This window comes from Pseudomonas sp. HB05 (assembly GCF_016756915.1).
Classification (GTDB): Bacteria; Pseudomonadota; Gammaproteobacteria; order Pseudomonadales; family Pseudomonadaceae; genus Aquipseudomonas; species Aquipseudomonas alvandae.
Genome location: NZ_JAESPG010000022.1, coordinates 1 through 17,979 on the forward strand (window position 1 = coordinate 1; position 17,979 = coordinate 17,979).

Below are 17,979 nucleotides of genomic sequence, written 5' to 3' on the forward strand. Positions count from 1 at the left end.
GGGTAATCATTTGCCGTGTGGGAGCGGGCTTGCTCGCGAAGGGGTCGCTACGGTCTAGAGCGACAACCGCACGGCCAGCGCCGCCAACGTCACCAGCAACACCGGCACCGTCAACACAATCCCCACCTTGAAGTAATAGCCCCAGCCGATGCGGATATCCTTGCGCGCCAGCACGTGTAGCCACAACAAGGTTGCCAGGCTGCCGATCGGGGTGATTTTCGGGCCCAGGTCACTGCCAATGACGTTGGCATAGACCATCGCCTCCTTGACCACGCCGGTAGCCTGGCTGGCGTCGATGGACAAGGCGCCGACCAGCACCGTCGGCAAGTTGTTCATCACCGACGACAGCAGCGCGGTCAGGAGCCCCGTGCCCATGGCCGCGCCCCACACGCCATAACCTGCGAAACCGTCGAGCCAATGGGCCAGGTAGCCCGTCAGGCCCGCGTTGCGCAGGCCATAGACCACCAAGTACATGCCCAGGGAAAAAATCACAATTTGCCAAGGGGCTTCTTTCATCGCCTTGCGCGTGGAAATCTTGTGGCCACTTGCCGCCACGGCCAGGAGCAACGCAGCGCAAACCGCGGAAATCGCACTGATGGGAATCCCCAGCGGCTCCAAGGCGAAGCAGCCCAGCAGCAGGATCACCAACACGGCCCAGCCGGCATAAAACGTCGCCTTGTCGTGGATCGCGGTCGCCGGATCGTCCAGTTGATGTGGGTCGTAATCGCTTGGGATATCGCGACGGAACACCCACAGCAGGATCGCCAGGCTGGCCGCCACGCTGACCAGGTTCACCGGCACCATGACCGACGCATAGCGGTTGAAACCAATGCCGAAGAAATCCGCCGAGACGATGTTCACCAGGTTCGACACCACCAGTGGCAGGCTGGCGGTGTCGGCGATGAAACCGGCGCCCATCACGAATGCCAGGGTCGACGCGGGCGAAAACCGCAGGGCCAGCAGCATCGAAATCACGATGGGCGTCAGGATCAGCGCCGCCCCGTCGTTGGCGAACAGCGCCGACACCAGCGCACCAAGCAACACCATGAAAGCGAACAGCTTGCGTCCATTGCCCCGCCCCCAACGCGCCACATGCAGGGCCGCCCAAGCGAAGAAACCGGCCTCGTCCAGCAACAGGCTGATGATGATCAGCGCGACGAACGTACCGGTGGCGTTCCAGATGATCTGCCAGACCACTGCAATGTCACCGACCTGCACCACCCCACTGAGCAAGGCCAACAACGCGCCGAGGGTGGCGCTCCAACCGACACCCAAGCCTTTGGGCTGCCAGATCACCAGCATGATGGTCAGCAGGAAAATCAATGACGCGACGAGCATTCAAACAACCTGGAGAGAGAACGTTAAAGACAGGGCGCAATACATTGTGGCGAGGGAGCTTGCTCCCGCTGGGTCGCGAAGCGGCCCCAAAATCTGCGTTACAGCAGAAAACTTGGGCCTGCGGTGCAGTCCAGCGGGAGCAAGCTCCCTCGCCACGGGGTTTGCGGTGCTATCAGACTTTCTTGTGTTGCTCGACCCACTTGCCATAGGCATCGATGAATTTCTGCAAAAACGGCCTGACCGAATCCGACAGGTTGCCCGCCTCGTCGAACGCCGTGCCCGCGCCGCTCAGGTAGGCTTCCGGTTGCTGCATGCAGGGCACATCGAGAAATACCAGGGATTGGCGCAGGTGATGATTGGCGCCGAAACCTCCTATGGCACCCGGCGACGCACTGATCACCGCGCCCGGTTTGCCGCTCAGGCAGCTCTGGCCGTAGGGGCGCGAGCCGACGTCGATGGCGTTTTTCAGGGGCGCCGGGACCGAGCGGTTGTATTCCGGGGTCACGAACAGCAACGCATCGGCCGCCCCCACCTTCTGGCGAAACGCGGTGTACGCCGCCGGAGGCGTGACGTCGAGGTCTTCGTTATAGAGGGGCAACTCGCCAATCTCGACGATTTCCAGTTTCAGATGGGCCGGCGCGAGTTCAGCCAGTGCAAGGGCTATCTTGCGGTTGATCGACGCCTTGCGCAGGCTGCCCACTAAAACGGCGACTGTATAGACATGACTCATGGGAGGTTTCTCGACTGTCGGCTCAAAGGAAGCCTGTAGTTATAGATGATCGGCACGACAATTGGACCAGTGGAACGTCGAAAACCCGCCACACCGACTATTTTTTTCTTGTAGGAAAACTTACCGCACTCGACCAAGGTCTACAGAACCGCAAATCGAGTGATCTATTTCCAGAGGTTCTAAGCAATGGCAGCAGTACTTGTCGGACAATTTCATGCACGAGACGCCGAAGGCCGCGTCTATTCGGTGCATGAATTCCAAGAATCAGACCCGTCCCAGGACGGCAGTGGCAAGGATGTCATCACCTATAAGCTGGCCATTGGCGACCGCGTCGACAAGCTGGATGAGGACACTTTCCGCCTGGTGCAGTCCGGCGTCCAACTGATCCGCGAGCCAGAATCAGCGCTGCAGCCTCAGGCCCAAGTTGAACCGCAGATCGCGTTATAACTGCCTGCATGAGCAGAAGTCGCACCCGCAATTGGGTTAGGATTCAGCCACTCAATGGCTTACCTGCCTAATACGGACTTCTTGCATGCGTTTACGCCACATCGAAGTGATCCAGGCGCTGCTGCAGACTGGCCACCTGGGCACAGCCGCCGAATGGCTGCAATTGCCGGTAGTCGAGGTCGAGTCGATCCTGCGCGATGCCGAAGCCCAGCTCGGCTTCATGCTGTTCGCCAGCGTGCGCGGACGATTGCAGGCGACTCGCGAAACCCTGGCGTTGCGCGATGGCATCACGCAGCTGTACGACACCCTCGAACCGATACAACGGCTGGCCAGTAGCCTGAAACACTACCAGGCGCCGCCCCTTCGCATCATTTGCACGCCGCCATTGGCCCAACAACTGGTGCCCCTGAGCATCGCCGCCTTGCGCCGACGACATCCAGACGCGCCTTGCACGCTCCTCAGCCAGCCGACCCGCGACATCGTCAAGCATCTGTTGCTGCGCGAAAGTGACTTGGGCCTGAGCCTGCACGACCCCGAACACCCCGACATCCAGTGCCAGATGATCGCCCAAGGCAAACTGCAATTGCTGGCGCCCCACGGCTGGCTGCAACCGCGGCAAAAATACATTTCGCTTCAGGACCTGGCGGGCCAGTCGCTGGTCGGTCTCGAAGGCCACGACCCCTTGAGCCCGGCCTTCGACCATAAACTCGCAGCACTGCGCCCCGCGCCGGTGATCCAGATCCGCGTGCAGACGCACCAGATGATGCGGGCGATGGTCGAGGCCGGCGAAGGCCTCGCCATCGTCGATCCGTTCACCGCCTCGGGGGCCAAGGGCAGCGGGCTGGACATCTGCCCGGTGTCACCGGCCGTGCCCATCTGTCTCTACGCGTTGAGCCTGAACGGCGCAGAACCATCGACCACGATCCAGTCGTTGCTGGAGCGGATCAAGGAACAAGCCGAGGCGTTGCTGAACCACTGATCGTCATGCCCAGTGGGTCGTCGAACAACCGGTACCAGAACAACGCCACCTCTGCGGTGTGCCGATCGATGCCGCGATAGCGCAGGTGATCGATGCCACCCAGCACATAGCCGCAACGTTCGTAGAGCCGGCAGGCACCGAGGTTGTTGTTCTGCGTTTCCAACATGATCCCCGGGAGTTTTTTCTTGCGACTCCAGAACAGCGCCACGTCCAGCAATGCCTTCGCCACGCCATGCCGGCGAGCCGGGGCATGCACCGCCAACTCGTCGATGTGGGCGTAACCGTTCCAATTGGTACTGACCACCAGATGCCCCACGGGCTGGTCGTCCAGATAGGCCATGAAGATTTCGCTTTCCGGGGCATTGCGGAAGCTGCCGAACTCTTCCGGATCGATGCCATAGCACTTGCGATACGGAACGATGGGCGTCACCGGCCACTGGCTTACCGGGCGACCGATCTGCGCCGTGCCATAGGCACTGACGTCGAAACTGAAATCGCTGCCCCAGATATAGGCGGCGAATCCGTCATCGGCAACGCGGACCGACAGGCCAGGGTGCTTGGGATTCACGACGGGTTGCATACTGGGGAAGGTCCTCATTCCTTGAGGCAACCAACAGCGAAATGCCATCCATTGCCCTTGCCTCTCGAATCTGTGCGCATCAAGCGGATATCCATGGCCTGCCTTTACTTCAGGTTAGAAGCAACTGGTGATTGTGGCGAGAAAATGCACGATGACTAACCCTTGTGGGAGCGAGCTTGCTCGCGATAGCGACAGCCCAGCCAGTATTCACCTTGAATGAAATACCGCTATCGCGAGCAAGCTCGCTCCCACAGGGATTGGATCAATTCGCGGTAGCCTGCGCCTCGACCAGTTGCGTCCACAATGCCGGGGCGCCGGCCGATTTGGCGATGGCTTCCAGACGTGCGGCATGTTCGGCCAGGTCGCTTTCGCTGGCGCGAATGATCCGGGCGGGCTTGCGGTCTGCCGGCAGACGACGGATTTCCGTGGCCTGGTTGCCGGACCCTTCACCGGTACCGTTGCCGTCCGAGGCATTGCCCGCCAGGGACAGGCTGGTCTGGCCGCCGGTCATGGTCAGGTAGACGTCGGCGAGAATCTCGGAGTCGAGCAAGGCGCCGTGCAATTCACGACCGGAGTTGTCGACGCCGTAGCGCTTGCACAAGGCATCGAGGCTGTTGCGCTGTCCCGGGTGCCGTTCCCGGGCCATCATCAGTGTGTCGAGGATGGTGCAATGCCGGGTGATATCGGCCCGGTCATGCTGGCCCATCAGGGCGAATTCGTTATTGATGAACCCGACGTCGAACGCCGCGTTGTGGATGATCAGCTGCGCGCCCTGGATGAACTCGAAGAACTCATCGGCCACTTCGGCGAAACGCGGCTTGCCCACCAGGAATTCGTTGGTGATGCCGTGGACGCCGATGGCGCCCTCATCGCTTTCGCGGTCCGGTTGGAGGTAAACGTGGAAATGGCGACCGGTCAGGCGCCGACCGATCAACTCGACACAGCCGATTTCGATAATCCGGTGACCGTCGGTCACCGGCATGCCGGTGGTTTCGGTATCCAGTACTACAGATCTGTTGGCCATCAGTGTTCAGCTCTCAACGGGCAGTCTTGCAAAAGCGCGGATCTTAACACGCCCACGCGAAGGATTAGCCGGAGACTGCTTTTGTGGCGAGGGGATTTATCCCCGCTGGGCTGCGAAGCGGCCCCCTGATCTATCTGATACACCGAGTTTTCAAGTTTTAGGGCCGCTTCGCGCCCCAGCGGGGATAAATCCCCTCGCCACAGTTTAATCCAGACCAGACTGAGAAGACCGGATCAAGCCTGCTTGTAGCCCCGCACCTCATCCACCCCACGGTTGGCCAACTGGTCAGCCCGCTCGTTGCCGTGATGGCCGATATGTCCGCGCACCCATTTCCAGGTGACGTTGTGGCGATTGACCTGCTCGTCCAGCAGTTTCCACAGGTCGGCGTTTTTTACCGGTTCCTTCGCCGCCGTCTTCCAGCCGCGTTTCTTCCAGTTGGCCATCCACTCGTTGATGCCTTTCATCACGTATTGCGAGTCGGTCACCAGCAGCACATCGCAGGGACGCTTGAGCTCTTCGAGGCCCCGGATGGCGCCCATCAGCTCCATACGGTTGTTGGTGGTGTTGGCTTCGCCGCCCCAGAGCTCCTTTTCAACGCCTTTGCACACCAGCAAGGCCCCCCAGCCGCCCGGACCAGGGTTGCCCTTGCAGGCGCCATCGGTGAAGAGTTCTACGCTATCGCTCATGCCAATCTATCCAGAAAAAATACAAAGACCTGCCGGCCGGGGCGCGTTCAGCACTCGCAACCGGATGCAGGCCAGAACCAGCGGAAAAGGGTCACGGCTCGATGTGGCGGCGATTGACCTTGGCCATTGGCAGGGGAATCAGCTTGCCCATCGGCTCGCGTCGCGCCTGGCGCACCGGGCGCAACCCGACTGCGATCTTGCGCGCCACCAACAGATAAAAACCGCCGCCGGACAGCTGCCAGCCACCGGCCCTGCGCTCCCAGCCGGCCAGGCGGGCCTGCCACTTGGGTGACGCAAGCGGCGGACGATAGCACCCGAAGCGGCGTTTCTCCAGCGCAAAGCCCAGCAGGTTGAGCCAGTCACCGACCCGCGAGGCCGAGATGCAACGGGCCTGGCGCAACGCGTCGCTGGCGAACACGTGGCGCAGCCCCCAACTGCTCCAGGGATTGATGCCGAGGATCAACAGATGCCCGCCGGGGCGCACGCTGCTGGCGGCTTCTCGCAGCAAGCCATGGGGCGACAGGCAGAAATCCAGGCCATGCTGCATGACCACCACGTCGGCGGCATGCTCGCTCAGCGGCCAGGCCTGCTCCTCGCAGACGATCTCCACGCCGGGCAACGGCGCGCCCAGGCGCACATTGCGCTGGACCTGCGGTGCCGACGGCGGCGTTTGCGCCGAAGGGCCGTAATGCACCAGGTAGCCACCAAAGAACCGGCCCAGCTCGTCTTCGAGCATGCGCCGCTCTTCTTCCAGCAAAAATTGCCCGACAGGGCCGGACAGCCATTCACGGGCGGAGCTGATCAATGCCAGCCAGTCAGGATCAGCCTGAGCGAACGCTTCATCGGTCATTGCATTCTCCAACGCGCCAGGAAGTTCTAAGATGCGCCTTTGTTTCAAGCTTGGCGAATTCCACGATGATACAGATCAGTGCCCTGCCCGCGTTTACCGATAACTACATCTGGTTGTTACAGGACCACTCGACCCAACGCTGCGCCGTGGTCGATCCCGGCGATGCCGCGCCCGTACGGGCCTGGCTCGACGCCCATCCCGGATGGACCCTGAGCGACATCCTGGTCACCCACCACCATCATGATCATGTCGGCGGTGTCGAATCGCTGAAAAGCGCAACGAACGCCACGGTCTACGGCCCGGCCAGCGAAAACATCCCGGCGCGGGACATCGCCCTGGGCGACAACGCGAAGATCACTGTGCTCGGCCTGGACTTCGATGTCCATGCCGTGCCAGGGCACACGCTGGGCCATATCGCCTATTACCACCGCGGCCTGCTGTTCTGCGGCGACACGTTGTTCGCCGCCGGCTGCGGCCGGCTCTTCGAGGGCACGCCCGAGCAAATGCACCATTCCCTGAGCCGGCTCGCCGCGCTGCCTGAGGACACCCTCGTCTATTGCACCCATGAATATACCCTGAGCAACCTGAAGTTTGCCGCCGCAGTCGAGCCGGGCAATCCGGACGTCGCCGCCCGCCTGGAAAAAGTCGTCGAGCAACGCAACCAGGGCGTCATGACCCTACCTTCGACCCTGGCGCTGGAAAAACTCACCAATCCATTTTTGCGCACGGCTGAAACATCCGTTAAACAAAAAGCAGACGAACGGAACGGCCAGCGAAACCAGACGCCGAGTGAGGTTTTTGCAGCCTTGAGGGCCTGGAAAGATAAGTTCTAAGGCAGCTATCGATTGATACAAAAATTCTGAATGGTTGACCTGTTGGGGTGCGCTTCCTAGAATCGGCCGACATTTTTGCCCGGAACTTACTTCCAGCCAATGTCGTCATCTATCCGTAGGTCCGTCCAGTCAGACACATTGACCCGCTTGGCTCAAGCCATCGCGGTGGCTGTGTCCGCCACGCTGGCGGGCTGTCAGAGCAGCGGCCAGATGCCGCAGACCGATGCTGCGCATAAGCCGAATGTCGCCGCGCGGGCCAAGCAGAAGCCCGTATGGCTCACGGAAAAGCCCACCCCCCAGGTGCCCCAGGACGTCTGGGAGCGCATGCGCCAGGGCTTCCAGCTCCAGGAAACCGCCGGCGTCAACCCGCGCATCGAGCAGCAGCGCCTGTGGTTTGCCAGCAACCCGTCCTTCCTGGAAAACGCCGGCGAGCGCGGCAGCCTGTACATCCATTACATCGTCGAGCGTCTCGAAGAACGCAACATGCCGCTGGAGCTGGCGCTGCTGCCAGTAATCGAAAGCGCCTACAACCCCATGGCCTACTCACGGGCCAACGCGGTGGGTCTGTGGCAATTCATCCCGTCCACCGGCCGTTATTTCAACCTGCGCCAGACCCGCTTCTACGATGGGCGCCGCGACATCACCGCGTCCACCACGGCCGCCATGGACTACCTGACGCGCCTGCACGACATGTTCAACGGCGACTGGTTGCTCGCGCTGGCGGCCTACAACGCAGGCGAAGGCACGGTCAGCCGGGCCATCGAACGCAACGAGAAGCTTGGCCTGCCCACCGACTACTGGAACCTGCCGCTGCCCAGCGAAACCCAGGCCTACGTGCCCAAGCTGCTGGCGCTGTCCCAGGTCGTGATGGCCCCCGATGCGTATGGCGTGAACCTCAACCCGATCGCCAACGAACCCTACTTCCAGGTCGTCGAGATCAACCAGCGCATGGACCTGTCCAAGGTCGCGGCAGTCGCCAACATCGACGAAGACGAGCTGTTCCAGCTCAACCCGGCCTTCAAGCAACGCACCACCATCGACGGCCCGCAGCACCTGCTCGTCCCGACCTCCAAGGCGCAACTGCTGACAGCCAGCCTGTCGACCATGCGCCCGGAAGAATTGATCAGTCCACGCTCGCTCAAGCCGGTCTTCGAGACCGCCGATGACAGCGAAGTGGAAGGCGCAAGGCGCACCTACCGCGTCAAGCGCGGCGACAACCTGGCCCAGATCGCCAAGGCCAACAACGTCGAGACCAAGGACCTGCAACGCTGGAACAAGCTCAGCGGCAACAAGCTCAAGGTTGGGCAGACCCTGGTGATGCAGGACGTCAAGGCCACCAAGGCCGGCGGCAAGCGCATCAACACCGTCGTGGCCGCCAAGGGCAAGGAACAAAAGAAGCAGACCCAATACAAGGTCAAGCAGGGTGACTCGCTGTATGTCGTCGCCAAGCGCTTCAACGTCGAAATGCAGCACCTCAAACGCTGGAATCCCAGCATGGGCAAGGCACTCAAGCCTGGGCAGATGCTGACGGTCTATTCCCCTCACTGACACCGGGGTTCTTGTAGCAAGGGGCTTGTTGTGGCGAGGGGATTTATCCCCGCTGGGCTGCGAAGCAGCCCCCTGGATCTATCTGATACACCGGGTTGTCAGGTTTTAGGGGCGCTTCGCGCCCCAGCGGGGCGGTGCGACGTTTCGCTAAATCCCCTCGCCACAACTGCCTTCTGCCCAGTAGGTATCACTGCCTACAGAAGCCCCACCGCCTTTTTCCTGCCGATACAAGCTGTTACTGTACAGCCCATAACAGCCCAAGCCGCCTGGATCGGATCCCAGACTTGATACGTCCCCTCCTCCTGCTCCTGATCAGCCTGGCCTTGAGCTCCCCCGCCGGCGCCACCATCAGCGAAAGCCATGGCTATGCGCAGTTCGGCACGCTCAAGTACCCGGCCAGGTTCACCCACTTCGACTGGGTCAACCCGCAAGCGCCCAAGGGCGGCACCTTGCGGATCATGGCGTTCGGCACCTTCGACACCCTCAATCCCTACACCTTCAAGGGCAGCAGCCCGGTTTCCACGCCGAACTTCCTGCAATACGGCATCAACGAGCTGAACGAACCGTTGATGGTCGGCACCGGCCAGTACGCGCCATCCGGTGACGAACCGACGTCAAGCTACGGCCTGATCGCCCAATCCGTGGAGTACAGCGAGGACCGCAGTTGGGTGGTGTTCAACCTGCGGCCCGAGGCGCGCTTTCACGACGGTGTGCCGATCACCGCCTATGACGTGGCGTTCTCCTACCGGACGCTGCTCAAGGACGGCCATCCGCAATACCGGACCAATCTCCAGGAAGTGCTGCGAGTCGACGTCCTCAGCCCACTGAAAATCCGTTTTGTGTTCAAGCGCTCGGGCAATCCGCTGCTGATCTTGCGCCTGGGCGAACTGCCGGTGTTGCCGCAGCACTACTGGAAAGACCGCGATTTCAAGGCCACCACCTTCGATCCGCCCTTGGGCAGTGGCCCTTACCGCATCACCAAAGTGCAGCCAGGCCGCCAGTTGGTGTTCGAGCGGGTCAAGGATTACTGGGGCAAGGATCTGCCGGTCAATCGCGGCAAGTACAATTTCGATCGAATGGAAGTCGAGTTCTACCGCGACAGCGACGTCGCCTTCGAAGCCTTCAAGGCCGGCGAATTCGACATCTACATCGAGCACCAGGCCAAGAACTGGGCCAACGGCTACAACTTCCCGGCGGTGGACCGTGGCGAGGTGATCAAGGCGCAGATTCCCCATCAGATTCCGACCCAGACCCAAGGCCTGTTCATGAACACCCGGCGCAACACCTTCGCCGAGGTCAAGGTGCGCGAAGCGCTGGGGCTGATGTTCGATTTCGAGTGGACCAACCGCACCCTGTTCAGTGGCGCCTACAAGCGTACCCTCAGCTACTACCCCAACAGCGAGTTCTCCGCCACCGGCCTGCCCGTGGGTCACGAATGGCTGCTGCTCAAGCCGTATCGCGAACAGCTGCCGCTGCGTTTGCTGACCGAACCGTTCAGCCTGCCCCAGACGGACGGACGCGGTATTCCCCGGGAAACCTTGCGCAAGGCCCTCGGCCTGCTGAAGGAGGCCGGATGGACCCTCGACGGCCAACGCCTGCTGAACGCCGACGGCCAGCCCCTGCGCTTCGAGATCCTGCTGGTGAACCCGAACCTGGAGCGCATCCTGCAACCCTACGTCGAGAACCTCGCCAGCGTCGGCATCCAGGCCCGGCTGCGCACGGTGGATCGGGCCCAGTACAAGCAGCGCCTGGACCAGTTCGATTTCGACATGATCCTGCTGACCCTGAACCAGACGCTCAGCCCGGGCCTCGAGCAGTGGCAGTATTTTCACTCCAGCCAGGTCGGGATCAAGGGCAGCAAGAACTATGCGGGCATCGCCAACCCCGTCGTCGATCACCTGCTGGAAAAGCTTCTCGCCGCCCAGACCCGCGATGAACAAGTCGCGGCGGGCAAGGCCCTGGATCGCGTGCTGCTCTGGCAGCATTACTGCATTCCCAACTGGTATATCAATTATCATCGCCTGGCGTACCGCAACCGGTTCGCCTTCGTCACCACGCCGCCCTATACCTTGGGCTTGAGCGCCTGGTGGCTGAAATCTTCGGAGAAAGATCAATGAAGCCTTTACGCGCCCTGCTCCTGCAGGCCAGCAGCCTGCTATTCGCCGGGTTGGCCTGTGCCGCGCCGCAGCACGCCGTGACCTTGTACAACGAGCCTCCCAAGTACCCGGCCAACTTCAAGCATTTCGACTACGTCAACCCGGACGCACCCAAGGGCGGCGTGTTCCGCCAGGGCGGCTTTGGCGGCTTCGACAGCCTCAATCCGTTCATCAGCAAAGGCGTGCCGGCCGATGACATCGGCCTGATCTACGACACCCTGGCCAAGCAGGGCCTGGACGAACCCTTCACTGAATATGGCCTGGTCGCCGAAAAAATCGAGAAAGCCCCGGATAACGCTTGGGTACGTTTCTACCTGCGCCCCGAAGCCCGCTTCAACGACGGCCATCCGATGCGCGCCGAAGACGTGGTGTTCAGCTTCCAGACGTTGACCAAGGACGGCGCGCCGATGTTCCGTGGCTATTACAACGACGTCGCCGAAGTCATCGCCGAAGACCCACTCAAGGTGCTGTTCAAGTTCAAGCACACCAACAACCGGGAATTGCCGTTGATCCTCGGCCAATTGCCGGTATTGCCCAAGCATTGGTGGGCCAGCCGCGACTTCAGCAAGGGCAACCTGGAAATCCCCCTGGGCAGCGGCCCGTACAAGGTCGCCGAAGTGAAGGCCGGACGCTCGATCCGCTACGAGCGGGTCAAGGATTACTGGGGCAAGGACTTGCCGGTCAATCGCGGCTTCTACAATTTCGATGTGCTGGTCACCGACTACTACCGCGACAACACCGTGGCAGTCGAGGCGTTGAAAGCCGGGCAGTTCGATTACTGGCTGGAAATGACTGCCAAGAACTGGGCCAACGCCTACAACATCCCGGCCGTGACCGAAGGCCGGCTGATCAAGGAACAGATCCCCAACGGCAATCCTACCGGCATGCAGGGTTTTATTTACAACCTGCGCCGGCCGGTCTTCCAGGACATACGAGTGCGCAAGGCCCTGAGCCTGCTGTTTGACTTCGAATGGACCAACAAGCAACTGTTCAACGGTGCCTACGCCCGCACCCGCAGTTATTTCGAAAATTCTGAGATGGCCGCCACCGGCCTGCCTGGCGAAGATGAACTGAAGATTCTCGAACCCCTGCGCGGCAAGATTCCCGAGCAGGTGTTCACTGAAGCCTTCCAGGCTCCGATCTGCGACGGCAGCGGTATGATCCGCGACCAACAGCGCAAGGCCTATCAACTGCTGCAAGAAGCCGGCTGGCGCATCGTCGACGACAAGATGGTCGATGCCCAAGGCAAACCGGTGGTGCTCGAATTTTTGCTGGCTCAAACCGACTTCGAGCGGGTCTTGCTGCCGTTCAAGCGCAACCTGAGTGACTTGGGCATCGAACTGGTGATCCGCCGCGTCGATGTATCCCAGTACATCAACCGTGTACGCTCCCGGGATTTCGACCTGGTGGTGGGCAGCTTTCCGCAATCCAGTTCGCCGGGTAATGAACAGCGCGAATTCTGGATGTCTGCCGCGGCCGACAAGCCAGGCAGCCGCAACACCATGGGCCTGAAAGACCCAGCCGTCGACCAATTGGTGGAACAGTTGATCAACGCCGACTCGCGCAAGAGCCTGGTGGCAAACGCCCGGGCACTCGACCGGGTGCTGCAGTGGGGCTACTACGTGATTCCCAACTGGCACATCAAGACGTGGCGCGTCGCCTACTGGAACCACATTGGTCATCCGAAAATCACGCCGACCTACGACATCGGCACGACCACCTGGTGGGTCAAGCCGGAGGTCAAGCCGGCCGATGAAGTAGAGAAGCAGGTCATCGAGCAGCAAATCGCCGCCCCTGCGAGCGTGGAGTAACGAAATGCTGGCTTACATTTTTCGGCGACTGTTGCTGATCATCCCGACCCTGTTCGGCATTCTGTTGATCAACTTCGTGATCATCCAGGCCGCGCCCGGCGGGCCGGTCGAGCAGATGATCGCCAAGCTCGAAGGCTTCGAAGGCGCCACCAGCCGAATCGCTGGCGGCGGCGCCGAAGTGTCGGTGGCCGGTTCCTCCTACCGTGGCGCCCAGGGCCTGGATCCGGCGCTGGTCAAGGAAATCGAACGTATGTACGGCTTCGACAAGTCGGCCCCCGAACGCCTGTGGATCATGATCAAGAATTACGCCCACCTGGATTTCGGCGACAGTTTCTTCCGCGACGCCAAAGTCATCGACCTGATCAAGGAAAAGATGCCGGTGTCCATCTCCCTCGGGCTGTGGAGCACGCTGATCATGTACCTGGTGTCGATTCCGCTGGGGATCGCCAAGGCGACGCGCCACGGCAGTCATTTTGATGTGTGGACTAGCTCGGCGATCATTGTCGGCTACGCCATCCCATCGTTCCTGTTCGCCATCCTGCTGATCGTGGTGTTTGCCGGGGGAAGCTATTTCGACTGGTTTCCCCTGCGAGGACTGACCTCCAACAATTTCGACGAGCTGACCCTCGGCGGCAAGATCCTCGACTATTTCTGGCACCTGGCGCTGCCGGTGACAGCCCTGGTGATCGGTAACTTCGCGACCATGACCTTGCTGACCAAGAACAGCTTCCTCGACGAAATCAACAAACAGTACGTGGTCACCGCCAAGGCCAAGGGCTTGACGCGCAACCGCGTGCTGTACGGCCATGTGTTTCGCAACGCAATGCTGCTGGTGATCGCCGGGTTCCCCTCGGCGTTCATCGGGATTTTCTTTACCGGCTCGCTTCTGGTGGAAGTGATCTTCTCCCTCGACGGCCTCGGCCTGATGAGTTTCGAAGCGGCCATCAACCGCGATTACCCGGTGGTGTTTGGCACCCTGTTCATCTTCACCCTGCTGGGGCTGGTGGTGAAGCTGATCGGCGACCTGACCTACACCCTTGTCGATCCGCGCATCGACTTCGAAAGCCGGGAGCATTGAGATGAACCTGTCTCCCCTCAATCGCCGTCGTTTCGAACTGTTCAAGGCCAACAAGCGTGGCTGGTGGTCGTTGTGGTTGTTCCTGATCCTGTTCGGGCTGAGCCTGGGCGCCGAGCTGATCGCCAACGACAAGCCGCTGGTGGTGCATTACGACGACGGCTGGTACTTCCCGGCCCTCAAGCGCTACCCCGAGACCACTTTCGGCGGCGAGTTCCCGCTGGAGGCCAACTACAAGAGCCCATACATCCGTGAGTTACTCGCTGCCAAGGATGCATGGGTGGTGTGGGCGCCGATTCCGTTCAGCTACCAGAGCATCAACTACGACTTGAAAGTCCCGGCCCCGGCGCCGCCGTCCTCGGTGAACTGGCTCGGCACCGACGACCAGGGCCGCGATGTGCTGGCGCGAGTCATCTATGGCTTCCGCATTTCGGTTTTGTTCGCCCTGACGTTGACAGTGCTCAGCTCGATCATCGGCGTGATCGCCGGCGCCCTGCAGGGGTTCTATGGCGGCTGGGTAGACCTCGCCGGCCAGCGTTTCCTGGAGATCTGGTCCGGGTTGCCGGTGCTGTACCTGCTGATCATCCTCGCCAGTTTCGTCCAGCCCAATTTCTGGTGGCTGCTGGGCATCATGCTGCTGTTTTCCTGGATGAGCCTGGTGGACGTGGTCCGCGCCGAGTTCCTGCGCGGGCGCAACCTGGAATACGTGCGCGCCGCGCGGGCGCTGGGCATGCAGAACGGTGCGATCATGTTCCGCCACATCCTGCCCAATGCCATGGTCTCGACCATGACGTTCATGCCGTTCATCCTCACTGGCGCCATTGGCACCCTCACCGCCCTGGATTTCCTCGGTTTCGGCCTGCCGGCGGGCGCGCCCTCCCTGGGCGAGCTGGTGGCCCAGGGCAAGTCCAACCTCCAGGCGCCGTGGCTGGGCATCAGCGCGTTTGCCGTGCTGGCGGTCATGCTGAGCCTGCTGGTGTTCATCGGCGAGTCCGCTCGCGATGCCTTCGATCCGAGGAAGTGATATGAACCAGGACAATCTGATCGAAGTGCGCGACCTGGCGGTGGAATTCATCGTCGGCGAACGCCGCCAGCGGGTGGTCGAGGGCGTCAGCTTCGACATCAAGCGCGGCGAAACCCTGGCCCTGGTGGGCGAAAGCGGCTCCGGCAAGTCCGTGACGGCCCACTCGATCCTGCGTCTGCTGCCCTATCCGCTGGCCCATCATCCCACCGGAACCATCCAGTACGCCGGCCAGAACATGCTGGGCCTGAAGGAAAAAACCATCCGCCACATCCGCGGCAACCGGATCGCGATGATTTTCCAGGAACCGATGACCTCCCTTAATCCGCTGCATTCCATTGAAAAACAGATCAATGAGGTGCTCGGCATCCACAAGGGCCTGACCGGCAAAGTCGCCACTCGGCGGACGCTGGAGCTGTTGGAGCTGGTCGGGATTCCCGAACCTCACAAGCGCCTCAAGGCCCTGCCCCATGAGCTGTCCGGTGGCCAGCGGCAACGGGTGATGATCGCCATGGCCCTGGCCAACGAGCCGGAACTGTTGATCGCCGACGAACCGACCACGGCACTGGACGTCACCGTGCAGCTGAAAATCCTCGACCTGCTCAAGGATTTGCAGGCGCGGCTGGGCATGTCGCTGCTGCTGATCAGCCACGATTTGAACCTGGTGCGAAGAATTGCGCATCGGGTATGTGTCATGCAGCGCGGTTGCATCGTCGAACAGGCATCGTGCGTAGAGTTGTTCCGCGCGCCGCAACATCCGTACACTCGGGAATTGCTGGCCGCCGAGCCCAGCGGCAACCCGGCAGACAACATCGTCGGCCCGCCGCTGTTGCAGGTCGAGGACTTGAAAGTCTGGTTTCCGATCAAGAAAGGCCTGTTCAAGCGCACGGTCGATTACATCAAGGCCGTGGACGGCATCCGCTTCAACCTGCCCCAGGGCCAGACCCTGGGCATCGTTGGCGAAAGCGGTTCCGGCAAGTCCACCTTGGGCCTGGCGATCCTGCGGTTGATCGGCAGCCAGGGTGGGATCCGCTTCGAAGGCAAGGATCTGGACAGCCTGACGCAACAGCAGGTCCGGCCGCTGCGCCGGGAAATGCAAGTGGTGTTCCAGGACCCGTTCGGCAGCCTGAGCCCACGGATGTGTGTGAGCCAGATCGTCGGCGAAGGGTTGCGGATCCATAAGATCGGCACCCCGGCCGAACAGGAACAAGCGATAATCGCGGTATTGAAGGAGGTAGGCCTGGACCCGGAAACCCGGAACCGCTACCCCCATGAATTTTCCGGAGGGCAACGGCAGCGTATCGCCATTGCCCGGGCCCTGGTGCTCAAGCCGGCGTTGATTCTATTGGATGAACCGACGTCGGCCCTGGACCGTACCGTGCAACGCCAAGTGGTGGAGCTGTTGCGGTCGCTGCAAACCAAGTACAACCTGACGTACCTGTTTATCAGCCATGACCTGGCTGTCGTCAAAGCGCTGAGCCACCAGTTGATGGTGGTCAAGCATGGCCAAGTGGTCGAACAAGGTGATGCCCGCAGCATATTCGCCGCGCCGCAACACCCCTATACACAGCAGTTGCTGGAGGCCGCCTTCCTGGCCCCAACAACTGCCGAATAACCTGAAAGAGGAGCAACACATGGGTTTTCTCGCCGGTAAGCGCGTACTGATCGTCGGTGTCGCCAGCAAGCTGTCCATCGCATCCGGCATCGCTGCCGCCATGCATCGCGAGGGCGCTGAGCTTGCCTTCACTTATCAGAACGACAAACTCAAGGGTCGTGTCGAAGAGTTCGCGCAAGGCTGGGGTTCGAGCCCTGAGCTGTGCTTCCCGTGCGACGTGGCCAGCGATGAAGAAATCGCCAAGGTCTTCGAAGAACTGAGCAAGAAGTGGGACGGCCTGGACTGCATCGTGCACTCCGTCGGCTTCGCCCCGGGCGACCAGTTGGACGGCGACTTCACCGAAGCCACCACCCGTGAAGGTTTCCGCATCGCCCACGACATCAGCGCCTATAGCTTCGTGGCGCTGGCCAAGGCCGGTCGCGAAATGATGAAAGGCCGCAACGGCAGCCTGCTGACCCTGTCGTACCTGGGCGCCGAGCGCACCATGCCGAACTACAACGTCATGGGCATGGCCAAGGCTTCCCTGGAAGCCGGCGTTCGCTACCTGGCCGGCTCCCTGGGCCCGGATGGCACCCGCGTAAACTGCGTATCGGCTGGCCCGATCCGCACCCTCGCCGCCTCCGGCATCAAGAACTTCCGCAAGATGCTGGCCGCCAACGAAGCGCAAACCCCGCTGCGTCGCAACGTCACCATCGAAGAAGTCGGCAACGCCGGCGCCTTCCTGTGCTCGGACCTCGCGTCGGGCATCAGCGGTGAAATCATGTACGTGGACGGCGGCTTCAACACCACCGCCATGGGTAATATCGAAGAGTAATCTTCGCGATTCAACAAAAACGCCGCTTGCCCTGGGAAGGACAAGCGGCGTTTTTAGTTTGCCTTGTGTGGAATGGCTAACAACACCCCGACGAAAGAGAGTAGAAACAATAACGCCGCCAGTACTCCCGAAATGCTGTCATACATATAGGCCACTGAAACCAACATCCCCAGAAGGGACGTTAAAACAAACGGAGCATTGGAAAATACATACAGACCTATATGCAGTCTGAACGAGCCGTGCTTGAGAAGCTTACGCGCAACACTACCTAATCCCGTCAGAGCCACTGATGTCACGGCCAGTATGATCAGTACGACCAAATAGATCGAAACAGGGGGCAACCCATAGGTGTCATTGGGATTTCCAGGATTCTCCACCACACTGTCTGACGGAAAGAAAAACAGCATTGCACAGGCTGCCAGAATGCTAATAACAGCCGCTACCAACCTCTTCTCTCTGCGAATCATAGTGG

At 61.0% G+C, this 17,979-nt stretch carries 17 protein-coding genes; 10 read left to right on the top strand and 7 right to left on the bottom strand.

Going from position 1 to position 17,979, the window contains the following annotated elements; translation table 11 throughout:
• Window positions 1-54: 54 nt before the first annotated feature.
• On the bottom strand, window positions 55-1,338 hold the full coding sequence (locus JMN22_RS19065; protein WP_198797487.1) for an arsenic transporter: 1,284 nt from the start codon (window positions 1,336-1,338) through the stop codon (window positions 55-57).
• A gap of 172 nt (window positions 1,339-1,510) precedes the next feature.
• The gene (locus tag JMN22_RS19070) at window positions 1,511-2,068 is read right to left on the bottom strand and encodes an NADPH-dependent FMN reductase (RefSeq protein WP_198797486.1); all 558 of its coding nucleotides are present in this window, start codon (window positions 2,066-2,068) and stop codon (window positions 1,511-1,513) included.
• Between the two features lie 186 nt (window positions 2,069-2,254).
• On the opposite strand from JMN22_RS19070, the gene JMN22_RS19075 reads away from it, so the two are divergent.
• Window positions 2,255-2,515 carry a hypothetical protein gene (locus JMN22_RS19075; protein WP_030142625.1) on the top strand — a complete coding sequence of 87 codons (261 nt, stop codon included), beginning with the start codon at window positions 2,255-2,257 and terminating at the stop codon, window positions 2,513-2,515.
• An 85-nt stretch (window positions 2,516-2,600) separates the two neighbouring features.
• The gene (locus JMN22_RS19080; RefSeq protein WP_030142626.1) at window positions 2,601-3,494 is read left to right on the top strand and encodes a LysR substrate-binding domain-containing protein; all 894 of its coding nucleotides are present in this window, start codon (window positions 2,601-2,603) and stop codon (window positions 3,492-3,494) included.
• Here the strand turns inward: JMN22_RS19080 and JMN22_RS19085 are convergent.
• The 4 genes from JMN22_RS19085 to JMN22_RS19100 form a co-directional block, all read right to left on the bottom strand.
• Window positions 3,460-4,074, bottom strand: a complete 615-nt coding sequence (locus JMN22_RS19085) for a GNAT family N-acetyltransferase (protein ID WP_030142627.1) — start codon at window positions 4,072-4,074, stop codon at window positions 3,460-3,462. The two genes, JMN22_RS19080 and JMN22_RS19085, sit on opposite strands and share 35 nt — an antisense overlap.
• Window positions 4,075-4,336: 262 nt before the next feature.
• On the bottom strand, window positions 4,337-5,098 hold the full coding sequence (gene dnaQ, locus JMN22_RS19090) for a DNA polymerase III subunit epsilon (RefSeq protein ID WP_030142628.1): 762 nt from the start codon (window positions 5,096-5,098) through the stop codon (window positions 4,337-4,339).
• A 233-nt stretch (window positions 5,099-5,331) separates the two neighbouring features.
• Window positions 5,332-5,784 (bottom strand): ribonuclease HI, encoded by a 453-nt coding sequence (rnhA, locus tag JMN22_RS19095; protein WP_030142629.1) that lies wholly within the window; start codon window positions 5,782-5,784, stop codon window positions 5,332-5,334.
• A 91-nt stretch (window positions 5,785-5,875) separates the two neighbouring features.
• On the bottom strand, window positions 5,876-6,634 hold the full coding sequence (locus JMN22_RS19100; protein WP_030142630.1) for a class I SAM-dependent methyltransferase: 759 nt from the start codon (window positions 6,632-6,634) through the stop codon (window positions 5,876-5,878).
• Between the two features lie 65 nt (window positions 6,635-6,699).
• Between JMN22_RS19100 and gloB the strand changes: the two genes are divergently transcribed.
• The 8 genes from gloB (at window position 6,700) to fabI (ending at window position 17,507) form a co-directional block, all read left to right on the top strand.
• Entirely contained in the window at window positions 6,700-7,467 is a 768-nt protein-coding gene (gene gloB, locus JMN22_RS19105; RefSeq protein WP_030142631.1) for a hydroxyacylglutathione hydrolase, read from the top strand.
• A gap of 99 nt (window positions 7,468-7,566) precedes the next feature.
• Window positions 7,567-9,015, top strand: a complete 1,449-nt coding sequence (locus tag JMN22_RS19110) for a transglycosylase SLT domain-containing protein (protein WP_030142632.1) — start codon at window positions 7,567-7,569, stop codon at window positions 9,013-9,015.
• A 284-nt stretch (window positions 9,016-9,299) separates the two neighbouring features.
• Window positions 9,300-11,132 carry an extracellular solute-binding protein gene (locus JMN22_RS19115; RefSeq protein WP_206768588.1) on the top strand — a complete coding sequence of 611 codons (1,833 nt, stop codon included), beginning with the start codon at window positions 9,300-9,302 and terminating at the stop codon, window positions 11,130-11,132.
• Entirely contained in the window at window positions 11,129-12,982 is a 1,854-nt protein-coding gene (locus tag JMN22_RS19120; RefSeq protein ID WP_198797485.1) for an extracellular solute-binding protein, read from the top strand. Before JMN22_RS19115 ends, JMN22_RS19120 begins: the two co-directional genes overlap by 4 nt.
• 4 nt (window positions 12,983-12,986) lie before the next feature.
• Window positions 12,987-14,060, top strand: a complete 1,074-nt coding sequence (locus tag JMN22_RS19125; protein WP_030142635.1) for a microcin C ABC transporter permease YejB — start codon at window positions 12,987-12,989, stop codon at window positions 14,058-14,060.
• A gap of 1 nt (window position 14,061) precedes the next feature.
• A complete protein-coding gene (locus tag JMN22_RS19130; RefSeq protein WP_030142636.1) occupies window positions 14,062-15,081 on the top strand; it encodes an ABC transporter permease in 1,020 nt (339 codons plus the stop codon).
• 1 nt (window position 15,082) lies between these two features.
• The gene (locus tag JMN22_RS19135; protein WP_198797484.1) at window positions 15,083-16,693 is read left to right on the top strand and encodes an ABC transporter ATP-binding protein; all 1,611 of its coding nucleotides are present in this window, start codon (window positions 15,083-15,085) and stop codon (window positions 16,691-16,693) included.
• 19 nt (window positions 16,694-16,712) lie between these two features.
• Window positions 16,713-17,507, top strand: coding sequence for an enoyl-ACP reductase FabI (gene fabI / locus JMN22_RS19140; protein WP_003202751.1), 795 nt, complete (start codon window positions 16,713-16,715; stop codon window positions 17,505-17,507).
• A 53-nt stretch (window positions 17,508-17,560) separates the two neighbouring features.
• Here the strand turns inward: fabI and JMN22_RS19145 are convergent, their stop codons facing one another.
• The gene (locus JMN22_RS19145) at window positions 17,561-17,974 is read right to left on the bottom strand and encodes a hypothetical protein (RefSeq protein WP_030142638.1); all 414 of its coding nucleotides are present in this window, start codon (window positions 17,972-17,974) and stop codon (window positions 17,561-17,563) included.
• Between the last annotated feature and the right edge of the window lie 5 nt (window positions 17,975-17,979).